Origin of the sequence: Pseudoalteromonas sp. P80D2 (assembly GCF_036680945.1) — a bacterium.
Taxonomy (GTDB): domain Bacteria; phylum Pseudomonadota; class Gammaproteobacteria; order Enterobacterales; family Alteromonadaceae; genus Pseudoalteromonas; species Pseudoalteromonas shioyasakiensis.
Map to the genome: position 1 here is coordinate 424879 of NZ_JAZDAR010000022.1, position 11987 is coordinate 436865.

Here is an 11987-nt window from a genome sequence, read left to right on the forward strand (position 1 = left end):
CTCAACTTTATTACTATAATATTTTTTAAATGTTATATTTGTTCACATTGCTGAAACTGAAGGCGCATTTTTTTAACTTTATTTTGCCTTCGAATGTTAAATAAGTAGTCGAGTTCACTTTGTCATTGATTAATAAATCAAAATTAAAAAACGTCTCTTTGAATGAATGGACTGTCGTGCCAGATCAGCTTTTAATTAGAGGTAAAAAGGGTGAAGCAAAAGTACCTGCTAAAGTCATGAATGTACTTTTACTCCTTATCTCTGCTAAAACAAAAACCGTCGCACGAGAAGAATTCATAGAGAGTATTTGGCATAGCCAACCAGAAGTCGGCGAAAAAGCACTCAATCAAGCGATATGGCAGCTAAGGAAAGCATTTTCACAAACAGGGGCTGAACAAGATGTCATTCTTACAGTAGCAAAAACAGGCTACCGTCTTGATGAAGATTTATTCTCTGAGCCAGTAAAAAATGTAAAAACCGCTCATTGGTCACTTAAACACACCATTTTTATCATGTTGGCAATATTCATTTTGCCCATTTTATATTTTCAATTAGCACACTTAATGGCTGAAGAGGGCTCAAGTTCAGTGACTCAACGCCCCACTAATCTGTCATATTTTAAAGGTGCCGAAGAGAACCCTGCATTTACGACTGATGGAAAAAAAATGGCCTTCCAATGGGATAATGGCGTCAATGTCCCAGGTATTTACTATATTGATTTAACAAAGAAAAGCTCTGTTCCCATTGCAGTTTCTGAGCTAGATGAGCATGCTGTGTCACCCACTTGGTCGCCCGATGGTGAAGCCGTCGCTTATATGGTTAGTAATGATGAGCACTGTAAAATCATCATCAAACATTTAAATACTGAAACGCGGCAGCAACTGAGTCCATGCTATGCGGGTAACCTGACCACAACGTTAAGTTGGTCTCGGATTGGTAATCAATTAGCCTATGCAAGACAAAATGATAAAGGTGGCGTAAACCTTCATAGTGTCGATATGGACACGGGTCTTGATAGTGAAATATCAATTGCTCAAGGGAAATTTCATGATTTCCCTTTTGCTTGGGCAAATACGAGTAGCGCGATTGCATACGCCAGCCGACAAGACCCTCTTGGCAACATTTATCTGCGCGATAAAAATGGTAAAACTCGGCCGTTATTGAAAGAAGAGCGAGAGATATTTTCACTGGCATGGAGCCCTAATGATACCTACCTTTATTTTGTGACGATTTGGCAATCAGAACTTGCCATATTACGTATCACATTAAGTGATGGCACTGTTACGCCTGTTTCATATGAAAATATTCCAGGCCGGATCGCAGTACGTTTAGGTGAGCAACCGCAATTAGTCTACCCCCGCTATACTTCAATGGAACAGCTCTATCAAATAATGCCAAGCGGAAATATCGCTGCTATGCCATTTTCATATGGCCGTGATCTTTATCCGGCTTATTCGAAAAGCCAAGAAAAAATCATATTCTTTAGCAACAAAGGTGGATTCTTCCAACTTTGGTCTGCAACACTGAATGAGAAATTCGCTCATAAATTTACCCGCCTAGATGGCAGTCCTTATATTCATGCTATTTCTCATAAAGGCGATAGATTTGTGATCCCCATGCAGGATAAGAAAGATAATCCATACCAACTTTATTTAGGTAATGTTGCCGATGGCAAACTTACCCAATTAAAATTTCTAGATTACGCCACCAAAAACTTTAGTTGGAGCCAAGACGATCAATCACTTCTTTACAGTGCAAATTTAAATGGTAACTGGCAAATATGGCAGCAAAATCTTCAGTCAGGGATCACCGAGCAATTAACCTTAGATGGCGGTATTTTTGCTCAGCAATATAAAGATGGTCGTATTTTTTATGTTAAAGCCGACAGTAATGGAATTTGGTTGCTTGATGACACAGCTAAACAACCGCTTATCGCAGATTTACAACCCAAAGACTGGGGCAATTGGCAGCTAACTGAGCAAGGGGTGATATATTTATCGCGGACAGACAGTGCAGATGAAATTCGCCAATTTAGCTGGCAAGGTGAAGACCGCATTTTACATAGTTTGCCACCACGCTCAGTCAAAGATGACCGCTCAATTGCGATGATGCCCGATGGCAGTATTATCGCTTCTATGTATCTGGGCAAAGAAGCGGATATTGTGGCCGTTGATTTAAAAGACGATTAATAGCCAAACTTTTCAACAATAATCCCTGTTACTTCACAATGTTCGCAGCTCAACTGCCAACCTGCGGCCCATGAGGTTGCGTTAAGCTTTGCTTTGCAAAGCGGGCAAACTTCGCCAGCAAAGGTACTGGGAGTAATATCTTTAGCTTGCTTAGAAAACGGTCTTAAAAACCATAGAATATTATCGTCGATACTGATGGTTAGATCGTGGCGTAACGTCTCGCAATAAGCATCAAACACCGCTTGTTTGTACTGTTTTTCGTGCTCAGTAGATTGACTAGCATAAACACTCAACGCATTTTCGATTTTTTTTAGACGTTCGGGCCATGCTTGTGCGTCTATATTCGCTTTGCAATCTAACAACTCTTCAAGAGTGTAACTTGTATAGTTTGGTTCAAACATCATTGCCATCCTTGCTTTGGGTTATTAATTCTTTGGGTACTCAGTGCTTTAGATATAACGTACCATTTTTATTTATTTGCAAAAGCCATTGTTCAAATAAATTGTTCGCAATACTCAGCTCTTCATCTGAAAGTGTCGGGTATTGCCTTTGCTCAAACCACGCATAACGATTATACACATCGTTATTTTGCGTGATTTCCATAATGAGTCGATTTATAGCGTAGGCTTTTGCTGCACTATGCTCACCAACTTGTTCGCTGTAATACATGCTCGCTAAACTCATCAGCGCTTGTTCACTACCCTGCTTCGCTGCTTGCTCTAAAAATACGGTTTTACGCTCTTTAAAACTATCACGATTTTTGATGAACTCTGCACGTGACAACTTCTCAGGAAATTGCGACTTCATGTAAAATTCGGGCGTTAGCCCAGCAAACGTTTGCTGCGCATAAGCGGAGCCATTTTCTGCAGCCTCTGCCAAATAACTGTAAAAAGAACGCCGCGTTGCTAAATCTAATCCTTGGCAATGCTCATATTTATCTAAAACACGGCTTTGTATCTCGCCAGCATCACTAAACTCATAGATTTCAGCCAACTTTACTTCCAGGACCTGTTCATCTAAAGGCGCATTAAAACAATACTTAAGGTTTTGCGCGATGAGGTAGTTAGCCTCCACATCACCTTGCTGAGCACGTTGCTTTAGCTCTGTAAAATGGTCTAGAAACACGCCATCAAAACGCCAGTTTGGTGGGTTTTTGATAATAAGCTCGCGACTATTATTTACCTCATTCCCTTGCTCAACTAATTTATCTGCTAACAAACTCGTTTCAAGCTTGGTAGCGGGCATGCTCACTTGTGCGTCAACTTGCTGCGTAGCTCTTTTATTATTCGATAGTTCTGAACTGGTAGCTAATGGAGCAGTTTTTTGAGAGACGTAACTGTTAATAAATATTACGCATACTAATACCATAGCCACAGTTAAAAGTGGCTTTTTCCGTTGTTTAATAAAAGCATACCCAGACATAACAACCTACTTATCACTCTTGTTGCTAAGTAAGTTACAAGAAAACAATAATAAAAGCGAAGCTAAACTTCTAAATATGACAGCCTAAAATCATGATGGCGATCAAACAAACTAACAACTTTGTACCCAAACATTGAGTTAAAGTTATTAACTTGCTAGATTATTTTTTGTTCGAAAAATAATCCCTTTACTTAAGTTTATGCAAAATATGGAGATCATCGAATGCGCCTCATGCTCAATACATCGATTTTTATAATTGCCGGTCTTACCCTTGCTGGCTGTGGCGATAATAAAACAGAAACAACAAATTCTGAAGATATAAAAACTGCGAGTTCTACTATTAAAAGCACGCAAAAATTAGTCACTCCAGAAAACTACATAAGAGCTGAAGATGACTTTTCATTTTTCGACTTTCAACTAAGAGCAGGCGGTAAAATCAATGAGTTCTTTTACATCACTGAACCAACGCCACTGGATCAGCAAAGTGTAGTGAGAATGAATAAAGATACTCTGTATGCAGGCGCTGTAGTAGATACTGAAGGAGGTGCTACTGTAACAATTCCTGAGTTTCCTGATGATCGATATTTCTCGGTCTATGTTGTTGATAATGATCACTACGCAACAGCGGTATTTTATGAATCAGGAACTCATGCTTTACCTAACACAACAAAGTATCAGGCAGTTATTCAAAGGATCCAGCTTCTTGCTCCAGATGACTCTGCTGATGTTGCTCTTGTAAATGAATTACAAAAGAAAATTATCATTTCTACAAATAGTAATGACACTTTTCCAAAGCCTGACTGGGATAAGCCATCAATGCTTAAACTTCGCGCCGATTATGAAAAAGAGTTTCAAAAATTCGCACAATACGAAGCTGATTGGATGGGCAAAAAAGGAGAAGTTAACGAACAAAGCCGCCACTTAGCAGTGGCTGGTGCTTGGGGTCTATTTCCTGAAAAAGACGCTGTTTATATAAACTATACAGGCCCTGCCGATCCAAGTAAGTGCTATTCTGCAACATACGAAGTACCTGATAATGATGCGTTTTGGTCTATTACTGTTTATGGTGATGATGGCTTCATGAAATCAACGAACAACATAATTAATGATCGTAATGTTACCCTAAACGAAAATGGAACATTCACCGCATTTTTCGGCTCAGAACAAGCTTGTGGCGATCAAGCTAATAGAGCTGATATTACTCAAGGCTGGAACTTTCTCATGCGAGTTTACAGGCCTGGCGAAAGTATTTTAGACAGAACATATAAGCTACCTGAAGTCACAGAAATTTAAATTACTATCTTGAGCCTGAATTATGAACTTTAGGCTCATTACAGCCATTTTCACTGCTTAACTGCGGTTTCGCTTCGCTTGCTTTGAACAGGTGAAAAACTTAAAGTTAGAAAGTTACCAGAGCCTACTAAGGGTCTAGTTCGTCTTTATTAGGAATATTGTGTATGGACGCATTACCGTATCTTCAAAAGATGACATTCAAACGAGAGCACGTTTTCTCTTTTGATACATATCCATTCTCTATTCCTGCGGTTAATCAGCTCTTTGAAATAGACTTTTCAAAACATGTCACAATATTTGTAGGTGAAAATGGTTCTGGGAAATCGACTCTTTTAGAAGCAATTGCTATCGCCTTAGGTTTTAACGCCGAAGGTGGTTCTAAAAACTTTAACTTTCAAACTCAGCAATCGCATTCAGAGCTTCATAAGTACTTGCTACTCTCAAAATCGTTTAAGAGATACAAAGATGGTTTTTTCTTGCGAGCTGAAAGCTTCTATAACGTTGCATCAAATATTGATGACTTGGATTCGGGATTTTCTGGAGGATCTAAGCTGATAGATGCCTATGGTGGTACATCCCTTCATCATCAATCACATGGCGAATCGTTTTTAGCGCTTATGGTAAACCGCTTCATCGGCAATGGGCTTTATATTTTAGATGAGCCTGAGGCTGCACTTTCTCCTGCTAGGCAGTTGGCTGTTTTAAGTCGCATGTTTCAACTAATTGAACAGAACTCTCAGTTCATTATTGCCACACACTCACCGATTTTAATGGCATACCCGGGTGCGAGGATCTACCAAGTGGGAGCACAAGGTATTGAACAAATAAATTATGAGGATACTGAGCATTACCAAATTACAAAGGCATTTTTAAACAACCCACAGCCAATGCTCGAAGAGCTTTTCAAGCCTGAAGGTGACTGATACCAATCCGCAATAAGACTTAATCATTTTGAGGGATTAAACCTGTCGCTACCTGCGTTAAAAATTTCTGAGTTAGAACAACTAAATAACGAAATTTTTGCCTTGCTATCAACGAGGTTTCTTTGCCTCAAAATAGACTACTAAATTAAGCGAATTGGTATGATTTTATTATTTCTGATGCTATGCATGAACAAAGGTAAGCAATAAAGCATGCTTACCTTTGTAGGGCGTGTTTAGATTTAACTAAATTTGTTTTGGTAATTTAGTCGAAATAACGGCGGTAATAACAATAAATAACAGCGATATAGCCAAACAGGCTGCTAAGCCATAAAGCTGAAACACTAAGCCCGACAACATAGTACCAATTAAGCGTCCCATGGCATTGGCCATATAGTAAAACCCGACATCAAGTGATACGCCATCGGCATCAGCCATGCTAACAATTAAGTAGCTGTGCAATGATGAGTTAATCGCGAAGACTACGCCGAACAACATCAGTCCGCCTATCAACATTGGTTTTACTGCCCAGTCAAAACCAATGGCAAGAGCAATGGCTAAGGTGACTAAAGCAAGCAATGATGCCCACTTAACTGTCTCTGCACTTGGTGATGTTTGCTTATTAAGCTTAATGATTTTAGGAGCAAAAGATTGCACAGCCCCATAGCCAATGACCCAACTAGCTAAGAAGGCCCCCACGGTCCAGTGGTCCCAATCAAAGGCTTGCGATAAAAACACCGGAAGTGCAACTACAAACCAAACATCACGCGCACCAAACAAAAACAACCTCGCGGCTGACAAGATATTGATTGAACTACTTTTTGAAAATATCTCGTTAAACTTAGGTTTGTTTTTAGCTTTGCCTAAATCATTTTTAAGTGCATAAATACTAAAACACCACACCACCAGCAAAGTGGCAGCCATGGTTAGCATTGCGCCTTTAAACGACATTAATGTGAGAAGTAAACCACCTAAAAAGAAGCCCACACCTTTTAATGCGTTTTTAGAGCCTGTTAGTATCGCTACCCATTTAAACAAGGTGCCTTCTTGGCCACTGGCAACCAGCATTTTAATTGAGCTTTTAGCACTCATTTTATTGAGATCTTTTGCAATCCCAGACAGAGCCTGCGCCAGCATCACATAGGCAACACTTAGCCATTCAGGGGGGACTGCCAACATGAACAAGGCTGCAACCTGTATGGCAAGGCCAATATTCATGGTTTTGTTTAAACCAAGCCTTGCGCCTAAATAGCCGCCCACTAAGTTAGTGACAACACCAAAAATCTCATAAAACAAAAACAGCATGGCAATACTCAAAGGCGAGTAGCCAAGCGCATGAAAATGCAGTACCACCAACATTCTCAATGCGCCATCTGTAAGCGTAAATGCCCAGTAATTCCCAGTGACAATTAAGTACTGCTTTATATCAGCGGGAAGATTAGCCAAACGCGTCATTGCTTTTAACCTTGAAGTGATCGCGCAACTTTTCGGGCAAGTTCGGCGGTACGGTTTGCATAACCCCATTCGTTATCGTACCAAACATACAGCTTAACTTGTGTCTCGTTGACAACCATGGTTGATAGCGCATCAACAATGCTTGAGCGTGGATCAGTTTTATAATCGATAGAAACAAGTGGCTTTTCTTCATAGCCCAAAATGCCTTTTAGCTCGCCCTCTGCGGCTTCTTGCATCCATTGGTTAATTTGCTCAGCAGTGGTTGGCTTTGTCACTTCAAACACACAGTCAGTGATTGATGCATTGGCTAACGGCACACGAACCGCGTGGCCGTTTAATTTACCTTTAAGTTCAGGGAAAATATGTGTAATCGCTGTTGCAGAGCCGGTTGTAGTTGGAATTAAGCTCATGCCACATGCGCGAGCACGGCGTAAGTCTTTATGGGGCGCATCTAAGATAGTTTGCGTGTTAGTGATATCGTGAATAGTGGTCATTGAACCATGTTTGATACCAATTTTTTCTTGCAATACTTTAACCACAGGCGCTAAACAGTTGGTAGTGCACGATGCTGCTGTAACAATATCATGCTGATTTACATCGTATAAATCATCGTTTACACCCATTACAATATTCAGCACACCGTCTTCTTTTACAGGGGCGGTGACAACAACTTTCTTCACACCTTGATCAAGATAGGCTTGCAGTAACTCGGTTTTTTTCATCACACCAGAGGCTTCAATAACGATATCGCAACCAGACCAATCAGTGTCTGCAATCGTTTTATTTTGCGTAACGTTAATTTCGTGGCCATCGATGATCACACTGTTGTCTTTACTTTCAACCTCATGAGGCCAAATACCGTGCACCGAATCATACTTTAGTAAGTGAGCCAATGTAGCTGCATCACCCGCAGGATCATTAATTTGCACAAACTCAACGTCGTCCCATGCAAACGCTGCTCTTAGTGATAAACGACCCATACGGCCAAAACCATTAATGCCTACTTTAATTGCCATTGTTAAGCTCCTACTTTTTGAAAATTGTCGAAAAATGAACGTTGTACTGGGTTATGCAACGATTTAGGGCGAATAGCCTGCACTTGATTAACTATGTCATTTTTAGCATAGCCAAGCTCATGCATTAATAAACCAATAACTAAGCCTGTACGGCCTGAGCCGCCTTTACAGTGCACAGCCACGCTACCACCGCTTTTTATGATGGCAAGAATCTCGTTAAGGTGTTTGTTGAAAGCTAAACTAAACGCTTCGCTTGGCGCGTCATCATCGATAATAGGTAATTGAAACCAGCTGAGATCTGCTCGCTCACATTCGATTGCAAGCTGCTGCGCGCCATTTTTAACAAGCTCTTCATCGTACATCAGAGTAATAATTGCTTTTGCATCTGCCGCTTTTAAATCAGCAACAGACTGTGATAAACCAACGTCTTTTGTGCCAGGGCAAGGGGTAAAAATAAATGCCCCAGTTTCTAGTTGTAAAATATCAAATGGATGTGATTGCATTATGATTCCCCAATTATTCTTTAAACCAATGTGTTGTTTTATTGACGATTGCAACCAACGACAGCATCACAGGTACTTCGACCAACACCCCAACAACCGTTGCTAATGCTGCACCCGAGTGCAAACCAAATAATGAAATAGCCACTGCGACCGCTAACTCAAAAAAGTTAGAGGTACCAATTAAACATGCTGGCCCGGCAATGTTATGCTTAAGCTTAAGTTTTAACGCAATGAAATAGGTGATTGCAAAAATACCGTAGGTTTGCAAAACAAGCGGAATAGCAATCAGTACAATGTTTAGCGGTTGGGCTAAAATCGTGTTCGCCTGAAACCCAAACAGTAAGACCACAGTGGCCAATAAGCCAACAACTGAATACGGTTTAATTTTCTCTAAAAATGACTGCACTGCAGCTTCATTTTGTGCTGAATTATTAAGCGCTTTTCGTGTTAATACCCCGGCGATAAGTGGCAGCAATACATACAACACAACCGAAATCATCAATGTAAGCCATGGCACATGAATATCAGATACACCCAGCAACACCCCCGCAATAGGTGCAAAGGCAAAAATCATAATGATGTCGTTCACAGACACTTGCACTAAGGTGTAATTTGCATCGCCTTTGGTCAGTTGTGACCACACAAACACCATTGCCGTACAAGGTGCAACACCAAGCAAAATCATCCCAGCAATATATTCTTGCGCCGTTTCAGGGCTAACCAAATCAGCAAATAACCCTTCAAAAAATAACCAACCTAACGCGGCCATTGAAAACGGTTTGATTAGCCAGTTAATGATTAAAGTGAGTATCAGCCCTTTAGGGTTATTACCGACTTCTTTAATCGTTGAAAAATCAACTTGCACCATCATTGGATAGATCATTACCCAAATAAACAGTGCAACAACAATGTTTACATGGGCCACTTCGGCTTTCGCTATTAGCTCAAATAAAGGCGGAAACATCACCCCAAGCGTCACACCGATGGCGATAGCAGCAGCAACCCATACAGATAAATATCGTTCAAAAACACCCATTTTCAGTCCTTAATTGCAGCAACGAGCAACACGAGTTGGGCGATCATCACCCATCGCATTTAGCCTTGCTAACTCGTTTTCTATGAAATTTGGTTCGTTTACCACGGTCGAGGTAATTGTTTGTTTCATCCACATAGGTAGAGTCGGGTTTAAAGAGTAAAATACCCACTGCTGGTGTTTTCTATCCGACAAAATGCCCTGTTTTTTAAGCTGCGCTAAATGCCTTGAAACCTTTGGCTGACTCTGCTCGTTAAGTGCCGTCATTAGCTCGCATACGCAAACCTCTTGCTCAACGGCGATAAGCAATAAGCTTTTTAAACGAATATCATCTGCAAGGGCTTTATAAAATGTGGTTGGCGAAATCGATGCTGGTTTTTCTTTGTTATGGGATTGCACAAACTGTTTAATTCGCTCATTGAGCTCTTGCAAGGTTTTTTCAAAGGCGTGAGGTTCAGGACGCGTTTTTGGATCAATAAAGTCCCAGCCTAAACAATGTGTACCATCAACGCGATTAGCGCATTCTTTTGCAGCGTCATCACATAAGGTAATGACGTAATCAAAATGTAGGTTAGTTACATCGTTTAAGTGCTTTGAGTGTAAGTCATCAGTTTTTAGACCAAAATGCTCAATCGCCGCAAGCGTACGAGGGTCTACCGCATAAGGTTCTGTGCCCGCACTAAACACCTCAAACTCACCTTTACCATGATGTTTAAGCAACGCTTCAGCCATAATTGATCGGGCTGAATTTTCTGTACATAAAAAGAGAACTTTCACGACTCACTCCATAACAATTTGGTTATATAATATTTTTGTTATATAAAGTGCGCAAGTTATTTTTCTTGATGACTTAGTTTAAATTGAACTAAAGAAAGAATCTGGCGCATCTTTGCGCCAGCTTAGATCTTGCCGTTTTTAGAGGGTTATTTTGCTTGTAAGGTTAAATAGTCACTCATGACTTTTTCAAGATGATCGTAATCTTTTTGCTGAGTAACAGCCCCTGCGACCACCACCTGCGTTGTTGGCTCATACATCACCAAAGTGCCCCAAAAGCCACCATGTTGATAAACCAAGGTGCCGTTATATTCTTTTGCAAATACACCTAAACGGTAAGGGCTATCTGCTGGTAAGCCTTTATCCGAGAGCATGAGTTTGAGCGTTTCTGGATGTTTGAAGACCTTACCTGAAAATAAAGCCTGATAAAATTTAGCCATACCGATTGGGCTGGCAACAAGCCCACCGCCACCATATAAATCGACAGTTGGGCTCCAATTAAAAGTATCGGTGCCATGCAAGTATTGATGTACGCGACGAGATTCATCCACAGCAACCGAATCACCCCGTTCCCAGATCACATTTTCAATATGATTTTTGTCGAAACTTAAGTATTGGCGAACCGCTTCAGGTAGCGGTAAATCTGTCACTCTTTCAATAATATGGCCGAGTAACACATAACCGGTATCTGAATATGAAAAACGCTCACCAGGTTTACCAACTGGGTCGCCCCACTCTACACACCCTTTAATTTGCTCGCGCATCGTAATATCTTGCTGCGGATTTGCCATTATGCCAGCTAAATACTGATCGCTTTGGGCGTGATCGTATAACCCTGCCGTGTGACTCAGCACTTGCTTAAGCGTCATTTTATCAAGGGCATAACCATCGCTTTCAAGAAGCGCAAAAAAGTCGTCAGAAATTAACTTATCAAGCGTTGTATCAAGGCTTAGTTTTCCTTCCTCGTGCAAACGTAGCACCGTTGCCGCAGTGAAAGTTTTGGTCACACTGGCAATTCTAAATAAACTATTTGGGTTAATAACTTGCGGCGCATTTTCTTTACTTTGCTTTGCCGTTGAAAAAGCATGTCCATCATCAACAATCACATGAAGTGCAAAACCTGTAAGGGGAGCTTGTTGGTTTGCATTGAGAACTTGGCTCATTAAAGCATGGTGAGTTTCGAGTGGCTTTGTAGGCTCAGCAGCCACTGGCAAAGCCATTAACGATAGAGCAACAAATAAAGAGCTTAGTGTTTTTTTACTCGCTTGAAAGCACCAGCGTTCCATAACATTTTCCTTAAAAAATAGTCCTTAATTAGCGCCTACAGCTTTCGAAAAAAGCAGTTAAGCAGCCTAAATACTGCTTAACTGACATTAACAAAC

The 11987-nt window shown here is 40.7% G+C and carries 11 protein-coding genes; 3 read left to right on the forward strand and 8 right to left on the reverse strand.

Going from position 1 to position 11987, the window contains the following annotated elements; translation table 11 throughout:
• Positions 1–176: 176 nt before the first annotated feature.
• The gene (locus VRK28_RS04450; RefSeq protein WP_062565875.1) at positions 177–2189 is read left to right on the forward strand and encodes a winged helix-turn-helix domain-containing protein; all 2013 of its coding nucleotides are present in this window, start codon (positions 177–179) and stop codon (positions 2187–2189) included.
• Here VRK28_RS04450 and VRK28_RS04455 read toward each other — a convergent pair.
• Positions 2186–2593 carry a hypothetical protein gene (locus VRK28_RS04455; RefSeq protein WP_130167753.1) on the reverse strand — a complete coding sequence of 136 codons (408 nt, stop codon included), beginning with the start codon at positions 2591–2593 and terminating at the stop codon, positions 2186–2188. The genes VRK28_RS04450 and VRK28_RS04455 overlap by 4 nt on opposite strands.
• Positions 2594–2630: 37 nt before the next feature.
• Positions 2631–3434 (reverse strand): hypothetical protein, encoded by an 804-nt coding sequence (locus VRK28_RS04460; protein WP_332393585.1) that lies wholly within the window; start codon positions 3432–3434, stop codon positions 2631–2633.
• 399 nt (positions 3435–3833) lie between these two features.
• On the opposite strand from VRK28_RS04460, the gene VRK28_RS04465 reads away from it, so the two are divergent.
• Together VRK28_RS04465 and VRK28_RS04470 are read left to right on the forward strand one after the other, a co-directional pair.
• Positions 3834–4904: a DUF1214 domain-containing protein gene (locus VRK28_RS04465; protein WP_205990977.1), complete on the forward strand. Its 1071-nt coding sequence runs from the start codon at positions 3834–3836 to the stop codon at positions 4902–4904.
• 164 nt (positions 4905–5068) lie between these two features.
• A complete protein-coding gene (locus VRK28_RS04470; protein ID WP_062565878.1) occupies positions 5069–5827 on the forward strand; it encodes an AAA family ATPase in 759 nt (252 codons plus the stop codon).
• A 243-nt stretch (positions 5828–6070) separates the two neighbouring features.
• On the opposite strand, the gene arsJ is transcribed toward VRK28_RS04470, so the two are convergent.
• From arsJ to VRK28_RS04500, 6 genes are all read right to left on the reverse strand, one after another.
• Entirely contained in the window at positions 6071–7279 is a 1209-nt protein-coding gene (gene arsJ / locus VRK28_RS04475) for an organoarsenical effux MFS transporter ArsJ (protein ID WP_062565879.1), read from the reverse strand.
• Positions 7280–7284: 5 nt separating this feature from the next.
• On the reverse strand, positions 7285–8295 hold the full coding sequence (locus VRK28_RS04480; protein WP_062565880.1) for an ArsJ-associated glyceraldehyde-3-phosphate dehydrogenase: 1011 nt from the start codon (positions 8293–8295) through the stop codon (positions 7285–7287).
• A gap of 2 nt (positions 8296–8297) precedes the next feature.
• Positions 8298–8798: a phosphatase domain-containing putative toxin gene (locus VRK28_RS04485; RefSeq protein ID WP_062565881.1), complete on the reverse strand. Its 501-nt coding sequence runs from the start codon at positions 8796–8798 to the stop codon at positions 8298–8300.
• Between the two features lie 13 nt (positions 8799–8811).
• Positions 8812–9834, reverse strand: coding sequence for an ACR3 family arsenite efflux transporter (gene arsB, locus VRK28_RS04490; RefSeq protein ID WP_062565882.1), 1023 nt, complete (start codon positions 9832–9834; stop codon positions 8812–8814).
• Positions 9835–9843: 9 nt separating this feature from the next.
• Positions 9844–10608 carry a metalloregulator ArsR/SmtB family transcription factor gene (locus VRK28_RS04495; protein ID WP_062565883.1) on the reverse strand — a complete coding sequence of 255 codons (765 nt, stop codon included), beginning with the start codon at positions 10606–10608 and terminating at the stop codon, positions 9844–9846.
• 146 nt (positions 10609–10754) lie between these two features.
• Positions 10755–11891 carry a serine hydrolase domain-containing protein gene (locus VRK28_RS04500; RefSeq protein ID WP_062565884.1) on the reverse strand — a complete coding sequence of 379 codons (1137 nt, stop codon included), beginning with the start codon at positions 11889–11891 and terminating at the stop codon, positions 10755–10757.
• Positions 11892–11987: the final 96 nt, after the last annotated feature.